The following is a 17437-nucleotide window of genomic DNA, read 5'->3' as shown; positions in this document are numbered from 1 at the left end:
TAGCATTAATTATTATGATTCTTTTAATATACAACTTTTTTCAAAATATTCACTAGCAATTTTGTACTTTCGATTTTTAGAATAATACTTACCTAATTTATAATAGCAAGTGCCTAAATGCTTTTGATTGTTTATCCCCAAGAAATATGGTAGTGCTACATCTTCAAAAAAAGAAATCACATCACTTATTTCTTTTTTCCCTATTTCGAAAACAACTTCAAACCATATACTTCTCAATTGAACTTCAAGCATTGCATAGGATTTAAGATTTTTTTCTTTTAAAACCTTTTCTAATATAGCTTGGCACTCTTCTAATCTTTTTATGGCATAAAGATATGTTACAAAATACAAGATTGTAGTAAAATACGAGGAATCTTTTGTCCCCTTTAAATCTAAGCTTAATTGAAAATTGCGCATCGCTGCATCATGATTTCCTTTTTTGGAATATAAATAACCTAAATTATGATACACTGTCGCCATAACTACTTTATTATTTATAGCAGATGCTACTTTCATTATATTATTAAATTCCTTTTCTGCTTCTTCCCATCTCTTTACTCTTATATAATTAATACCGATTATCATCTTGCAATCTATTATCCGCTGATAATTCATTTGATTAGAATAAACTTTTAAGCTTTCATTTGTATAATATATTGCTAATACGCTATTTTGTAAATGACTAAAAGTTAAAGCCATATGGTACAAAAGACTAGGTATAGGTTTACCAATTTGATTCATAACAATTTCTGCTTCTTGTAGTAATTGCAATCCTTCTTTATATTTATCTTTTTTACATTTATACATACCCGCATAGTGAAGAAATGAACAGTACAACTCAGGCTTTAATAAATCTTTTATACCATTTAATTGTTCAATAACTACTTTTGCTTGATCAAGATCATCAATTACAACAAGGTATCTTAATTTAAAAATATAATAGTCATAAATAATATTAGGATTATTTAAAATCATCTCTTTATCTTTCTGAATTTCTTTAAATATTGCCTCAACCTCTTTAAATTTCTTTTCTTCTAATAATTCAATCCCTTCATCTATTAACGAATTTACACGATTTATCATATCATGTATTTTCAAACTATCATTTATTTCAATACCTAATCTTTTTAGTAATAACTTTATTATTTCTTGATTAGGTATTATTTTTTCATTTTCTATTTTACTTAAATATGTAACTGAGCATATTCCATGAGCTAACCCCTCTTGAGTAAAATCTTTTTTTATTCTTTTAAAACGAATAAATGATCCTAAATTCTCCAATGTTTTCTCTTGCATGGAACCCCCCCCTCAAGAAATTTTACCACAATTCCATTTTTTTGAAAAACATTTTACTGAATACTTAAATAATAGGATTTAAACTCACATAAAAAAAGTACTTGTTTTGTAAAAAACAAGTACTTTTTTTATGTGTTTTATTCTTTATTATATCCATGAACTTAAAATATTTTTTTATATCAATACATTATTCTGATTATTATACAATTGATATTTTTCTCTCGATAATTTACTTGGGCTATTGTATGGTGGGTGCTCTTCTACTAATAATTTACTTGGACTACTGTATGGCGGATGTTCTTCTACTAATAATTTACTTGGACTACTGTATGGCGGATGTTCTTCTACTAATAATTTACTTGGACTATTGTATGGCGGATGTTCTTCTACTAATAATTTACTTGGACTATTGTATGGCGGATGTTCTTCTACTAATAATTTACTTGGACTATTGTATGGCGGATGTTCTTCTACTATATTTTTTTCTTTTAATTCCATCGAGAAGCTAGTTCCCGCTACTAATGCTATACTCATGCAAACAAATACTATATATCTAAATTTCATTTTCATACCCTTCACCTATATTCTTTTTATTATATAGAATTCACTTTATCCTTAAGAGTAATTCCTTTATTTAAAATCTCTTATTGAAATTCAAGCATTATTTCATAGATATGTTCGAGATTTCCCCAACTTATTCTCTCTAACTTAGGAGTTTTAAATACAAAAGATTTTACCTGTTCTCTTAAAGCTTTATTAAATTCTTCTTCAAAATTTAAATTCACTTCTAGTTTCCCATTAACGTACACTCTTTCATAATTAATAATCTCGATATTCCCTATCGAAGTCTTTAATGTGAATTTGTTTTCTTCATAACTACTTTCCATAAAATGATTTAATCTACCCTTTACACCATTTACTACAAAACCACTTTTCACTCCTATTAATAACCCATTATTAATATTTAGCCTTTTCTCTCGCCACTCAAAATTTTTTATAGGGAATACATAATCTATTAAATCTATACTATGAATAACTTCATACCAAAACAAAAAATTATTACATTTATACCACCAATCTTTTTTCTTCTTATTGGTATAGCGTTTAATATCAATTTCATAAACAACCGCCTGAGTTTCATTCAACAAATCCCTTACAAATTCAGTTGTCTCAAAAAATCTTAATATATGTCCCACATATACACATTTGTTTTTTAGAATTTCGATTCCCTTCCTAGTAGTTACAGCCGGTTTTTCTATTAATAATCTGTTAGTTTCGGCGCTACTTAAATAGGTCTCGTGTAAAAAAAATGGTATGGCAATAATCATATTCTTATTAGGTGACTTATTCAATTTCGAATCTTCAGATATAATTTCCCGATAATGCGCAGCCATGTTTCCCTTTCCAACAATATCAATCAATATCAATCATCCATTTCTGTAAAATCTTAAAATGATCCATAACACCTTTAATATTGACCCATTCATTTGGTTGATGAGCCTGCTGTAAACTACCTGGCCCAAAAATAATAGTAGGAACCCCTAATTTTTCGGCATAATAGCCAGCATCGGAACCTCCATAAAATTTATTTTTTGCTATAACTTGCTTAAAAGTATCTTTAAATTTATCCATTAATATGTTTAAACACTCACTTGAAAATTCAGTTGATAAATTTTTATAATCCCATGAATACATCTCTGGAAGGTAATCATTAATTTGATAATGCACATCATACTCTTCAAGAACATTTTCTATTTCTTCCAATATCATCTTTTTTTCAAACTCTTTACTTACCCTAATGTCTATAACAGCTTCAGAATAATCCGTTACAGATCCTGGATGATCTCCACCTTTGAAAATTCCTATATTAATATTAGGGAACATTGGAAAAGATAGATTTTCTCCTTTCATTTTGCTGATTTTCTTCTGAGCCTTTATTAATACATTTGCCAATACTTCGTTAGCGTTTACCCCTTCTTCATAATGGCCAGCATGGGCTTTCTTCCCCTTTACTTTAATTATCTTCCAAGAATTCCCCAAAGATTCTAATACTAGACTATTTTCAGTAGGTTCACACACAACTGCTAAATCATACAAATCTCTCTGTAAAATATTCGAATTTAACAAACTCTTCATTCCATATGTACTATTATTTTCCTCATCATCTACAAAATGAAATTCTAAATTCCACCTTGGAATTAATTTTTCTTCCCCTATTGTACATAAAAGAGTAATCATAGAGGCTACTCCTGCCTTCATATCACATGCACCTAAACCATAGATACGCTTGTTCTCTTCAGTAGCAGCATATGGATCGTAATTCCATTCATTCATATTTCCATAAGGCTTTGTATCAAGATGACCATTCAACACAACTGTTTTATTAACTTTACCTCTTACTTTTATAATTAAATTGACTTTTGACTCACTGGTCTTAAATATTTCATATTCAAAATCATACTTATTTATTTTTTTTATAATATAATTTATTAAGTCTTTTGTATTCCCACCAGGATTAGCTGTATTAATTTTCACTATATCCTTTAGAATATCTATTACCATTTATTCTCTCCTCACTAACCAACAAATTTTTTCAATTCAATTCCCATCGGACACATCACTAAACCTTCACAATCACTTTCACAAAAGTCTTTACAAGTAAGAGCTATATTATTGACTTCTTCTTTATCTCCATTTGATAGATGAATCATAATTGATCTTGGTGTCACACGTTCGTCCCTATTATTAATATACTGTGGACAATTACTTAAACATAGACCGCACCTAACACAGTTTAAATAATTCATTTTTAAGCCCCTCTTCAACTTGTGATTGTATATTTATTTGTTGCCTTAATTTTTCGTCCAAAAAGATATAATGGCTTTTTCTATCTTCTATTCTCCTTATAGAAAGTGATAAAGGCTTCAAACTATTTAACTCTATTTCATCTATGTCTTTATCAAACACAATTAAACATCTTTCGTTATTCATATATAACCAATTTTTAAATTTAATACTTGAAAATGGCATGGGTTCTTTTAATGAAATAATAGTGAATGTATTATACTCACCTAAATTCTCACCCTTAAAAACATCAAATAAGAGGAATTGCTCGTGTTCAATAGCTTTTGAAAACATTAATATTAATGTACCGTTAGAACATACATAATAATCAATTAAATATTTTTTTACCTTTTCATTCTCTAGAATTTCAAATGGCTCTTCTAAATTTACATCTATCTTATAAAAATAAAATCTTGTATATAACTCTTCCAAAAATACATTTTTAATTGTATATTCTTTTATCCCATCAAATAATGCACATAAAGGTACAAGATTGTATCCTTCTACATTTTTTAATGTCTTCGCACCTATAGTTTTAGAATCTTCAAACTCAACTGCTCTAATTAAGGAGTCCAAATTATAAAAGTTATCCATAAAACTCGGGATATTCAATCTAACTAACTCTTCCAAAGAGTATTTTAAGTTTATAACGGGGTAATATGGAATAGTTAATTCTGATTTATTGAGCCTTTCATTAACTTCTTCAAATGGCTCTTTCACACTTACATCCTTCAAACCATCCTCTTTAACTGGTTCGTATTTAACATAATCTAAACTAGTACATTCTGTTATGTGATATGTATCTTTTAACTGTGAAATTCGATGTACATACTTTTGACTATCATTAAAGTTACTAAACATTTTCCCTTTATTCATAAGATGATTAGGATCAAAATAATCTTTTATCATTTCATACATCTTATTTTGATATTTCGCTGACAAAATATATTGCAAATGTTTTTTCTCAATTCCTATACCATGTTCTCCACTTATAGCCCCTCCTAATTCTTTCGCCTTTTTTATAATAAGAAATAGAAACAACTCCAATTTTTCCATTTCTTCTTCAGACTCAGGATCATAAAAAACTGTGGGATGTATATTTCCATCTCCTGCATGATACGTATTTAATAGAGGAAAATCAAAACTAAGTGATAAACTAAAGAAATAATCAATAATTTCTTTTAACCTACTTCTTGGTACTACTGTATCAAATAAAAAATACTTCTTTTTATTTGTATTTTCTAATATGTGTTTCACATTATTTTGAACAACTTTTATTCTTAATTCATGCAAGTTTCCCTCAGCAGTTACCCTTCCATTAAACGCACTAACAGCCTCTTTTAAGTAAGTAATTTTTTGATTAACTGTTTCTTCATCATCATGCTCAATTCCAATAATTAATTTTGCCCCTACTTCTTTTGACTTATTTGGGATATATGGATTTGTAGACATATCAATAGAATTAGTTAATAGTTTATTCTCAATAATATAAAACACAAATTCAATTGCTTGCTGATAATTTACAAAATCCAAAACTAAATCTTTATGATACTCAAGTTGGTTTTGAGTTTCTATAACTGATTCAGTAAACGCTCCTAACGTTCCTTCAGAACCAATTACCATGTGCTTTAGAGCCTGATTTGACAATGCGTATAAGTATTTTGACCCTAATAATACCTCTCCAATTTTAGGCGTGAGCATTTTTAATGTTCTAATATAATTTGAAGTAACACCATACATGTAACATTTTGCACCACCAGCATTCATGGCTATCGTTCCACCCATAGTACAGATATTATGAGAAGAGGGATCTGGAGGATAAAATTTTTGATTCCCGCTAATCCGCTCATTAATTTCTTTTAAACGGATACTTGCAGGTACCGTAAATAATCTTTCTGTTTCACTAGTTACATGCAAAGGTATTTTAATTGTAGAGATAATAATATCCTCTTCTCTTGCTTGTACAGATCCGCAATAATTCGTCCCTGAAGCTCTAATAAGATACGGAATTTGATGTCTATTTAAATATTGAACAAGATTTGAAAACTGTTCCTGACTGCTAGGAAAAATGATAAACCTTGCATCACCTTTCGTTACATAAGCATCATAATTATAAATCTCTAATTTAGATATGTCTGTTTCATACTCATAAGCATTTTCATCTAAAAATTCTTGAATTGATAATTTATTCATTAATTTAACTTTAACCATAAATGGGCTCATCCTTTGTTGTATTACTGCTTATTGGAATTACTCCTCTATTAGCCACTTTTATTAATTCCTCAGCAACTTCAATATTATGAATAGCCTCTTCAATAGTTGGTTCTGTCACTTCTTTATTATTGATAATAGTATCGATAAAAAATTCTAATTCCTCTTTTAGAGCTTCATCTAAGAACAATTCTTCATAAGTAGTCTTTTCATTATATATCTCTATATCATGGTTAATTTTTGTTCGAAGAACTCCTTTTTGACCGTAAATAGTTACCTCATAATCCATACCGTATGGATAAGAATCTGGTAGCAACCAAATATTTTCTATATGAGCTGACACCCCACTTTGAGTCTCTAAATAAGCAGTGTTAAACGAATATGATTGTTTTGTAGGATCACTTTGTATCCCCGCAATTTTTTCTATGGAACTTCCTGTGAAAAATTGAACTAAATCAATATCATGTACCATTGCTGTAATATACGCATTAATTCTTCCATAATGATCTAACATTTCATGGCTAAAATTACGCTTTAATGTGATAGCTTTTACTTTTCCTATATCACCATTTAATATTTTCTCTTTTAATTTTTTATGCTTCTTTTCATGTCGTAATAAATGACCTGTCCCTATTTTTTTTGAACGTGCCTGTGATAACCCCCATAGTGCCACTGCTTCTTCATAATTGGCTGTAATTGGCTTTTCCATAAACAAATGTTTATTTGCTTCTAAAACAGCCCTACCAATTTCAAAATGAGTTCTTTCGTCTGTTGTAACGTGCACAACATTTATATCCGCATGATTCAAAATTTCTTCAAAATGATCAAAAAAGTGAATATCAGGATAAAGAATAGAAATTTGAGCTTTTCGTGCTGGGTTATTATCGTAAACACCAACAATATTTACTGCTTCTAGTTTTTTTAATACTTCAAGGTGATTTTTACCAAAAATACCCATACCTATTATTGCTACATTATATCTCTTATTCAACTGAGTAAACCTTCTTTCTATTTTTATATTTAGATTCACAGACTTTTATTAGTTCTTGTAATAATTCCACAGTCCACTTATAGCACTCTTCAGCTTTTTCTAAATCGCACTGCTCTTCAAATTTTGAATACTTAAGTTCCGAGAATTTACTTACTATACTAGAAATTTTCTCATTATAATTCTCTCGATAAAATGGAACCAATTTGTTTCTCCAATCATGAATAATTTGCAAATCCCCCCCTGTAGCCAAACTTTCAGAATCTAATTGAATACTTACACCATCACGAATACCTTCCTCTGCATAGTGAAGTGATTCTCTAAACAAGATTAATGGGCTCTCTTTAACAGGATAGATGAATGGCAGGGCTTGAACTTGGCTTTTATATAAATGTAATGCATATTTTCGCTCAAGCCACCATGATTCACTCTTGGTAACTTCATTCTTCAGCTCTCTTAAAATTTCCTCATTACCATATAAGAGTTTAAAACTAGTATTCCAACCATTACCGATATTTTGTGTTAGGTTCAAACGATTTCCCTTGTCTTTTCCATTGAACATATTAGTTGTGATACTAATTCTATTTTTTACCATATTTGTAGTATTTCTTTTCCCGAAAGCATACGGATGCAAATCTACAAACACTTCTAAAGTTTCATTTGACCACGCAGCGATTAATTCAGAAAGTAATTTTCCATACAAATAATTTGCTCTATAAAAATTATCCTCTTTTGACACAAGATAAATATTAATGTTAGGTTCATCATCAAACTGTTTTTTTCTAACATAACTTCCTGTAATAAATGCTAAATCAATTTCATTTTGTAACCTATAAATAACTTTCTCTCTAAATGCCGCAACAAAGCTATCCAATATTTTACGATCCAATACTTTTCTTCCCCCTCATTAAACCCAGTCTACTTTTTTGTAATGACTATTATTTTTAAAGACTATGTCAAAATCTTTATCTGCGTTTAAAAAAATATTTTCATATCTATCTAATACAGATATATCTGCATTAGTTAGTTCAAAGGAATTTAATATACCTCTAAATTCCTGATCATACATTTCATTGGCAAAACAAAATGGTAATCGATGTAAGAATCCACGATACTGATTATAAATAAAGTATTTTTCTTCTATTGTTACTTTCGATGGGATAGTAATTTCTATTTCAAAATTAGAAAACAAAACATTTTCTACAGCCCGATTTTCAAGAAAAAACTCCCCACTTTCCCACTCAGTTTTAGAAAAAGTGTAAATATTAATTTGATCAGTATAATTTGCTACCCTCTTAAAGTTTGGATGAATTCCATAATTCACTTTGCCCCCTAAATCCGGACAATGATAAATAAACTTGGATAGCTTTAAATTTAATTCAGCATACATATCATCTTGAAATACAAAAGCAATTAAATCTGAATTTTCAGTGTTTTCTATTTGAAAAGCTGCCGTATTTAACCATTCTTTTGTTTCCTTTATTAAAGCACTATCTTTAATCATTTTTTCCTCCTACCAAAAACCAGCTAAATTTTTATTATGACTAAAAGCTTTATTAACTTCTTGTAAAATTGGATTTCTTAATTCACTAGGGATTTCATGAAACTTGCTAAACCTAATATTATTAATCGTTTCCCTACAAACAGGGCACATATTATAAGACACCAATCCCTTTTTACCATCTATATGACTTTTCAAATAATCAGTACTATCATCTATCGAATTGTAAAAAGTTGTTTTATCTACATTAGGATATTTTTTTTCAATCTCGCCGGATCTCGCCGAAAGTTGACCACATCTGTATAAATCACCATTAGCTCTCATTTTTCCAACTAGCCCTAACTCTGTAACAATGCATCGCTTTGGTAGCGGTAAATGAAAAGCCAAAATTCTTTCTAAAAATTCTCTGGCAGCTACTGGGCTGTACAAACTATCAATCTGTTCCTTTATCCCCATGTAATTCTCTAATACTCTATTTAATACCTTATTGAGACTTTCACCTTTCACAGCTTTTTTAGCATCTCGATTAATTGAAATCATCGGTCGAGGTGTGATAATAGTTCTATATCTTTTAGCTAGTTCGATTGTAAATTCATAATCCCTTTTGCTATTCCAAGATACTAAATTCCCAACGATGATTTCTGTATCTATATTCATTAACTCTTTCGTTCTTAATAATAAACGGACATTATCAGATACAATATCATTTTTGTTTTCAGGTTCTCCCGGTGCAACAAAATTATAATAAGAAATTCTTATCCCTTTTGTTGAAAGCAGGAGCCTTCTAACATCATCTTGACTTCCTAAAGCAAAGGCATTTGTAATAACAAACGTATCAATTCCATTTTCTAAAAACCTTTCTGTAACATCAGGGAGCCGCTTCCCGTTATAGTTATAAATACTCGGTTCTCCTCCACCCGCTAATGTAATAGATGTATACCCTGCTTCCTTTAATTCCTGTATAAAGCTATCTAACTTTTCAAACGGAAGTTGTTTATCCATTTGACTAAATTGAAAGGTGCATCCTGGACATTTAAAATTACAAACATCTGTAATATCAATCTCTAGCCTCCTAACATTTTCACCTAATTCCAGTTTTTCTTTAACAAATAAAGCCTTTTCTGGAGAAAAAGGAGTGAAACTTAATGATTTTGAAAGTTCATCTAGAAATGGGTGATTCTCAATTGAATACTTTTCTAAATCATATAAATAAATCATGTACCTTTTATATAAATCAGGATCTATTCTATTCATCCCCTCCTCGTACCATTTTTTCTCCTTATTAATTATCATTGTGTTCATAATTAAGCTCCTCTGTCCAAAATATGAATATCCATTAATTACATGTTAATTCATTTTTCTAATTATTCATATTGTTAAAATTAATTGATATTTCCGGTTTTTTTTGTTTTTTTTGTTTTGAATTGAGAAATAAATTATAAAAACTGTAACTACAATAGGTTTTAAACTATATATTTAACTGCCAGTTCTATCAAATACCTATTTTAATCAAATTTCTTTACACTCTCAGAATTTCAAAGTATTCACTTACATAAATTTCAAGTCCCATCTACAGGGTTCATTTCTATGAGAACTTAACTTCTCATCCTAAAATTAAGTTCGCCAGAAAATTTCTATACAAAAACTTACTTATACAGAGACTCTTATGCTACAAAAAACGATACGATCTTCTAATACATTCTCTTCCTCATAAGATTAACAACCATTTCTTTAATAAAAAAAGAGTTCTTCCAATTTAAACTGGTACCGATAGTTAGGACACTTGAATTTCAAGGTATGGAGATTAGGAGACATCATGAGTAAAATAATATTGTCAACTAAAGAGATAAAAAGGCTTCAAAACAATTCAAATATACAACGAGCGAGCTATTACCTATACTGAATCCTTTAAAAATAGATTTATTGATGAGTATTTAGCTGGTAAGCTTCCTCGACAAATTTTTATAGAGAATGGCTTCGGTATGAACGTGATAGGAATGAAGCGAATTGAACAATCCGCCTACAGATGGAAAAAAACTTATGAAAATAATGGTTTAATCGGATTAACTGATTCGCGTAGAACTCAGTCTGGTAGATCATTAAAACGAAAGCTTACACCGTCCGAAGTAATAAAAAGGCAAGAGGGCAAAGATCAAGTTACTTGAAGGGCAGGTGGAACTATAAAAAAAACTAGAAGAGACAGAAAAGAGGCTGCTAAACGCAAGCGAAAATCTAAAACCGAATAAAGTATATCAGTTGATTTATATGACTATTGAACACAATCAATTTAAGTGAATGACTAAGTATTTTTGTGATCTTTTAGAGGTTTCCTATTCTGGATATTATAACTACCTACAATCATCCACTGGCCGAGAAGCAAGAGAACGATTGGACCTAATTTTTAGTCGTAAAAAGATACAAAGAATCATGAGAAACTATAAAATTGTCTGTCCTCTATGAAAATGAATCGTCTCACCTAAATATGTATGTACCATTTCATCACCTAGCATATTATTTTTACAAATAAAAAAGAGTAGGATACAAACGCCCTACTCTACCTATTATATCATTTGCTGCTTTAACAAACTCATTACCCTCTATACTTTACACCTAATCCCTTAATGAAATTCCTTGCGTATCTATCGCCGCACTCTTTGTAATTTTTATGGCCTTTTTTTCTTAACAGAGCGCCTAACTCTCCTTTTGTTACCGTAACGCCTACGCTATCTAATATATCAAGTACATCCTCACTCGTTAAAGATAGTGCAATTTTCATTTTCTTTAGAAGAAGGTTATTCGCACTCTCTTTGCTTTGTACAGGTGCCGGTTGTCCTGGTTTCGGATCTTGCTTCCCTCTTTTTAAAGTAACAAATCCATTGAAAAATGCCTCTAACATCATCATATCGCATGTTAATACGTACTCATCTTCGACCACATCATCATTTTCAGCTTCATGCTGAGGCGCCCTCTTTATTTTTGTAAGCATATCAACTACGTCTTCTTTCGTTACTTCCATACCACCAAGTTTAAAGATTTCTACCATATCTATATCTCTTATATCTAAAGCGTACCTTACTCTCTTTAATATATCGTTGTTGCTCATTGCCATTGTTTTGCCTCCTGAAATGTTGATTATAGTAATGCTTTTAGCATGTGTAAATTAATGTCGTTAAGTTACTACTTTAACATTTTAGGGGGAGGTTTTGTAGTCTTAGGTGGATTAATGCTTGTGGGGGTGATTTTATTTATTATTAAGAGATACTTCTAATAACGAATTTATTTTATTAGAAATTAAGAAAGCAAAAAAGGATGAGATAATCGCGCGAAATTACGGATGGGGATTTACTATTAATTAACACACTTAAAAATGGACTAACCTGATATAGGTTAGTCCATTTCTTTTTATGCATCTCTAATTTAATTGGCAACTCAAACGTGAATGTTACGTAAAATTCAGGTGAAATATATTGATTATATTTACTTAAGTTTTACTTTTTATTTGTGGTACAGTTCACCGTAACTAATCTAAATGAGGTTATTATTCATGATTTTCATAATTAAATTTAACAAAAAAGGTCGTGCCTTCCGATCCTGTTTGAATTTCTATTTTTGCATTATGACGGGCAGCAATGGCATAACATATGCCTAGCCCCAATCCAGTTCCATTATCTTTGGTCGTGTAAAATGGAGTACCCAGTTTCTCTAATACTTCAGGCCTGATACCTTCTCCTTGATCCCGTACTGCAAGCACCACACAATTTCGCCCTTCCTTATAGGTGCTAATTGTTAGAGTTTTCCCTGTGCTCATCGCTTCTAAGCCATTACGGTATAGGTTCATTAATAATTGCCGTATCTCATTACGATTTAAAAGTAGTTCCGGGATGTCAGTTGTATCGACTTGAATATATTTATTTTGATTATGCGTATCTATCTTTATTAAAGGAATAATATCGTGGATAATTGCATTTAAATCTAACATCTGCAAATCTGATTTCTTTGTATTACCCATTGAGAGAAATTCAGTGATAATAGAATTGGCACGGTCAAGTTCTTCAATCATTAAGTTAAAATGCTTATTATGTTTCTCATAGGTGGGCTCTTCTTTTAATAACTGCAAAAATCCTCGTACTGTTGTCATTGGATTTCTAATCTCATGGCTGATACCCGCTGCCATTTGCCCTATTAAATCTATGTTGGATAACCTTTTCAATTCCTGCTCATATTGCTTTTTTTCCGTTATGTTTTTAAAAATACAACAAATACCATCATCATACGGGTATGCAATAACTTCGTGCCAATATTCATCAGAGGCAGAAAAAAATTCAAAATACACTGTAGTTCGCTCTGACATTACACGATGAAGTTCCTTATACATAACTTCGTCAACGCTACTCGGGAAAATCCCCCATATATTCTTGCCTAATACATCTTTTGCTGTTTTTCTTTTTGGAAAATATTGATGCTTATTTACGTACGTAAATTCCCATGTATTATTTAAAGTAAAGAATCCATCCGTAATACTTTCAATCACACTTGTAACTTTTTCATTAGCAACAGCTAGTTCTCTCGTTCGCTCTTCCACCATGCTTTCAAGTCGATCCATATATAACAAGTTTGAAAACGTAGGCGCTGTGGCATCAACGATAGATTTTGCCAGTTGTATTTGGGAATTATCATAGTTGTGACCTTTTCCCTCTTTACCAGCGACGATTACCCCTAATACTTCTCCCATTGAAACCAATGGAATCATCAGTAGATCCTTACTATCTATATTTTTTGTTTGAATAACCTCTTGGATCTTAACTTCATAGCTTTTCTCCACCCAATCCGCTTCTGTCCAATCGCAGTCCTTGCTTAACTTCGTTGTTTTAATCGTTGTTTTGTCTAGCGGGTCTAAAAGGTGGGCAGCCATGTTTTTACTCTCTAAAATCTGTCCTAAGTAAAAAAAACATTTATCAAAACTCTCCTGTATCGAGGAACACATTGATAAATCACGGGTAACATTTAGTAACAGCTGCTTCTCGGCAATAAGGTTTTCCTTTTGTGTTAAATTATTTGCGTTTTGAATTGCGACCGCAGCCATATTTACATAAGCTTCAACACTTTGAATTTCTGAATTTGTTAAGTTCATTGGAATTCCATAATCAAATAAAAAAACCAGACCAAATAACTCTTGCCCAAATGAGATAGGTAGAGCTAATAAGGACTTAATTTTGAACGCAGCAACTGGTCTCGGATCCGGCCGATGATCCTTTGATGTATCAGGAATATAAATAGTTTCTTTAGTTTCAATAACTTCTTTTGCCAGTAAGTCTATTTCAGGATCAATTACCTGAGTATCGAGCGTTACGCCATTTATTGTCTCTGGTTTTCCTGCAAACCCTCTAAATGTTCCATCTTCCTGGGGTAAATAGATTCCAACAGCGTTGCACTTAACAATCTCCTCTGATATCGCCATTGTTACACGCTGCAATACTTCACGTAGTTCTAATTTTGTATTTATTATTTTTGTTATATTCGCGAGCCTAGAATATCTCGCCTGATCACTTAACATTCACATGGCCTCCAATTATAGGCATAATAAAATAAACATGATACTGTCATTGAAAATCAAGACCAACCTACCATTTTCACTTTTCTCCTGTATTCTGTTCTTACCCTTTTTTACATAGAATACCTCACTTACTTATGATACGGTTTACCTTAATTAAAATGAAACAGTGTAACTTTCAAAAGTTACACTGTTTCACTACCTTCTACCACATTAACACTCGCCTCAAACTTATCAAGCAATGCACGTACTTCATTCGTTGATTTCGTACTCATCAATTGATTTCTTAGTTCAGCAGCTCCATGGAAGCCTTTTACATAAATTTTGAAGAAGCGATGTAGTCCTGTGATAGAGCGTGGTAATACTTCTGCATATTGATCTTGAAGATCGAGTTGTAGTCTTAAAAGATCTAAATGTTCTTTACTGCTATGCTCTCTTGGCTCTTTTTCGAAAGCAAATGGATTTTTAAAGATACCTCGTCCGATCATTACGCCATCAATGCCGTATTTTTCAGCAAGTTCTAGCCCCATTTTACGATCAAGGATGTCTCCGTTTATTGTTATTAACGTATTTGGTGCAATACGATCACGTAATTTTTTAATCTCCGGAATTAGCTCCCAGTGCGCATCGACTTGGCTCATTTCTTCTCTTGTACGCAAGTGAATAGAAAGGTTTGCGATATCTTGTTTAAAAATATGCGTTAACCACTCTTCCCATTCGCTTAACTCTTTAAAGCCCAGTCGTGTTTTTACGCTGACAGGTAGTCCGCCTGCTTTTGCTGCTTGAATAAGTTCTGCCGCAACGTCTGGACGTAGAATAAGGCCACTACCTTTTCCTCTTGATGCTACGTTCGGTACAGGGCAACCCATGTTAATATCAATACCTTTAAATCCTAACTCTGCCATACCAATACTCATTTGACGGAAGTATTCAGGATTATCCCCCCAAATATGCGCCACGATCGGTTGTTCATCTTCTGTAAAAATTAAACGGCCACGTACACTTTTCATACCTTCTGGATGACAATAGCTATCCGAGTTTGTGAACTCTGTGAAGAATACGTCTGGGCTACCAGCTTCACTTACTACGTGACGGAAAACAACGTCTGTCACATCTTCCATTGGTGCAAGTACGAAAAATGGTCGTGGTAAATCACGCCAAAAATTATCTATCATTTCAAATTCAAATCCTCTCAATATGAATACAATTTCGAACTCTCAATAAACCAAAAAGCAGATGGTATAGACTTTTTCTATATCAACTGCTTTCCTATTATACCAACTTAAGCCAAGCCACACACTCCACATGAGTCGTATGTGGGAACATATCAACAGGTTGTACTTCCTGCGTTTTATATCCGCCTTCTTCTAGTACTTTTAAGTCACGTGCTAATGTTGCTGGGTTACATGATACGTATACGACGCGTTTTGGTTTCATGTCGATGATTGTGTTTAGTAGTGCATCATCACAACCTTTACGCGGTGGATCTACGACCATTGTGTCGGCGATTATGCCTTCTTTGTACCATTTTGGAATAACTACTTCTGCTTCTCCTACGCCAAACTCAGCGTTTGTCATGTTGTTTAGTGCTGCGTTTCGGTTTGCGTCTTCGATTGCTTCTGGGACGATTTCAACGCCGTACACTTTTTTCGCTTTTTGCGCTAGGAATAAGGAGATTGATCCAATTCCGCAATAGGCATCAATTACTGTTTCGTTGCCATCTAGTTTTGCGTATTCTAACGTTTTATCGTATAACACTTTCGTTTGTTCTGGGTTTACTTGATAGAATGAACGTGCTGAAATTGCAAATTTAATGTCACCGATAAAGTCATAAATGTATTCTGATCCGTACAGTACTGTCGTTGTGTCTCCAAAGATTACGTTTGTACGTTTCGTGTTTACGTTTTGAACAATCGATTTTACTTCTGGGAATTTCGCTGCAATTTCTTCAATGATTGCTTTTTTGTTTGGTAATTCTGCTGTACGAGTAATGAAGACAAGCATAATTTCCCCTGTTACTTGTCCGTAACGAGCCATTACGTGGCGAAGTGTTCCTTTATTACGCTCTTCGTTGTATGCCGAAATACTGTGTTTTTCACAAATACGTTTTACTTCCTGTATTAATGTATCGTTTTCTTCTGCCTGAATTAAACATGATTCCATATTAATGATGTCATGTGTTCCTTGGCGATAGAAACCAGCGACAAGTCCACCTTCACGTTCTCCAATTGGTACTTGTGCTTTGTTACGGTATACCCATGGGTTCTTCATACCAAGTACAGGGTGAACAGGAACATCGCTTAATCCGCCAATGCGCTGCATAACGTCACGTACTTGTTTTTCTTTCGCTTGTAATTGTCCTTCATATGTTAAGTGCTGAAGTTGACAACCGCCGCACTGATTGTACACTGGGCATTCTGCATCTTTACGATATGGGCTCTCTGTATGAAGCTGCATTAAACGACCGAATGCGAAGTTTTTCTTCACTTTAATAATTTTAATTTGTGCTTCTTCACCTGGTAATCCGTTTTTAACGAAAATAGGATAGCCCTTTACTTTCGCAACACCGGCACCATCATGGGTTAAATCTTCAAATACTACATCTATAAAATCATTTTTTTCAACTGGTGGCGTCATTTTTGTACTCATTTTCCGACCTCTCTTTTTCATAACACTGCGTTACATTTTATCATACTTATATGGTCTATTTCTATCGGAAGAAAAAAAGCTATTGACGATAGTTCTCTGTTAATGTTACGCTACTACTAATTTAATACGGACGATGTTACCTCATATATATTCGATAATATGGATCGAGAGTTTCTACCCGGCAACCTTAAATTGCTGGACTATGGGGAAAACTAATGAATATTAGCCTATGTGCAAAAAAGGACTCATATTGATTAGCTTTCTCTCATAGATGAAAGTGAATCCATATGGGTCTTTTTTTATTTTTATTTTTCTAAAAGGTCAGACATCTTACGTATGACATAAAACCTCTTTGTTTTATTTTTAGTAATATAACGAGCGTTTTATGTACAAACTT

14 protein-coding genes and 1 riboswitch are annotated in these 17437 nt (G+C 32.1%); all 14 genes read right to left on the bottom strand.

The annotated features are described in order from the left end of the window. Positions 1 to 12: 12 nt before the first annotated feature. Entirely contained in the window at positions 13 to 1296 is a 1284-nt protein-coding gene (locus J0835_RS02000; protein WP_087979247.1) for a tetratricopeptide repeat protein, read from the bottom strand. A 174-nt stretch (positions 1297 to 1470) separates the two neighbouring features. Then, positions 1471 to 1860 carry a hypothetical protein gene (locus tag J0835_RS01995; protein ID WP_333728054.1) on the bottom strand — a complete coding sequence of 130 codons (390 nt, stop codon included), beginning with the start codon at positions 1858 to 1860 and terminating at the stop codon, positions 1471 to 1473. Positions 1861 to 1940: 80 nt separating this feature from the next. After that, the gene (locus tag J0835_RS01990) at positions 1941 to 2717 is read right to left on the bottom strand and encodes a hypothetical protein (protein WP_242250146.1); all 777 of its coding nucleotides are present in this window, start codon (positions 2715 to 2717) and stop codon (positions 1941 to 1943) included. Further along, entirely contained in the window at positions 2710 to 3858 is a 1149-nt protein-coding gene (locus J0835_RS01985; RefSeq protein WP_087979244.1) for a M20 family metallopeptidase, read from the bottom strand. The genes J0835_RS01990 and J0835_RS01985 overlap by 8 nt, the downstream gene beginning before the upstream one ends. 14 nt (positions 3859 to 3872) lie before the next feature. After that, positions 3873 to 4103, bottom strand: coding sequence for a 4Fe-4S dicluster domain-containing protein (locus J0835_RS01980; protein ID WP_087979243.1), 231 nt, complete (start codon positions 4101 to 4103; stop codon positions 3873 to 3875). Continuing rightward, a complete protein-coding gene (locus J0835_RS01975) occupies positions 4081 to 6351 on the bottom strand; it encodes an FAD-binding oxidoreductase (protein WP_087979242.1) in 2271 nt (756 codons plus the stop codon). The genes J0835_RS01980 and J0835_RS01975 overlap by 23 nt, the downstream gene beginning before the upstream one ends. Next, positions 6344 to 7342: a Gfo/Idh/MocA family protein gene (locus tag J0835_RS01970; protein WP_087979241.1), complete on the bottom strand. Its 999-nt coding sequence runs from the start codon at positions 7340 to 7342 to the stop codon at positions 6344 to 6346. The genes J0835_RS01975 and J0835_RS01970 overlap by 8 nt, the downstream gene beginning before the upstream one ends. Continuing rightward, positions 7335 to 8228 carry a hypothetical protein gene (locus J0835_RS01965; RefSeq protein WP_087979240.1) on the bottom strand — a complete coding sequence of 298 codons (894 nt, stop codon included), beginning with the start codon at positions 8226 to 8228 and terminating at the stop codon, positions 7335 to 7337. Before J0835_RS01965 ends, J0835_RS01970 begins: the two co-directional genes overlap by 8 nt. A gap of 18 nt (positions 8229 to 8246) precedes the next feature. Further along, positions 8247 to 8843 carry a hypothetical protein gene (locus J0835_RS01960; RefSeq protein WP_087979239.1) on the bottom strand — a complete coding sequence of 199 codons (597 nt, stop codon included), beginning with the start codon at positions 8841 to 8843 and terminating at the stop codon, positions 8247 to 8249. 9 nt (positions 8844 to 8852) lie between these two features. Then, on the bottom strand, positions 8853 to 10142 hold the full coding sequence (locus J0835_RS01955; RefSeq protein ID WP_087979238.1) for a radical SAM protein: 1290 nt from the start codon (positions 10140 to 10142) through the stop codon (positions 8853 to 8855). A gap of 1288 nt (positions 10143 to 11430) precedes the next feature. Then, on the bottom strand, positions 11431 to 11949 hold the full coding sequence (locus J0835_RS01950; RefSeq protein ID WP_087979236.1) for a DUF1456 family protein: 519 nt from the start codon (positions 11947 to 11949) through the stop codon (positions 11431 to 11433). Between the two features lie 429 nt (positions 11950 to 12378). Then, complete coding sequence (locus tag J0835_RS01945; RefSeq protein ID WP_087979235.1) at positions 12379 to 14394, bottom strand: GAF domain-containing sensor histidine kinase; 2016 nt, start codon at positions 14392 to 14394, stop codon at positions 12379 to 12381. 182 nt (positions 14395 to 14576) lie between these two features. Continuing rightward, a complete protein-coding gene (locus tag J0835_RS01940; RefSeq protein WP_087979234.1) occupies positions 14577 to 15566 on the bottom strand; it encodes a tRNA dihydrouridine synthase in 990 nt (329 codons plus the stop codon). A 97-nt stretch (positions 15567 to 15663) separates the two neighbouring features. Beyond that, positions 15664 to 17040 carry a 23S rRNA (uracil(1939)-C(5))-methyltransferase RlmD gene (gene rlmD, locus J0835_RS01935; RefSeq protein WP_087979233.1) on the bottom strand — a complete coding sequence of 459 codons (1377 nt, stop codon included), beginning with the start codon at positions 17038 to 17040 and terminating at the stop codon, positions 15664 to 15666. Between the two features lie 121 nt (positions 17041 to 17161). Next, positions 17162 to 17263, top strand: a riboswitch (purine riboswitch). Positions 17264 to 17437 lie beyond the last annotated feature (174 nt).

Origin of the sequence: Bacillus cereus group sp. Sample62 (assembly GCF_036851315.1) — a bacterium.
Taxonomy (GTDB): Bacteria; Bacillota; Bacilli; order Bacillales; family Bacillaceae_G; genus Bacillus_A; species Bacillus_A wiedmannii.
Note: the sequence above shows the minus strand (reverse complement) of the source record. Positions and strands in the feature narration are given on the sequence as shown.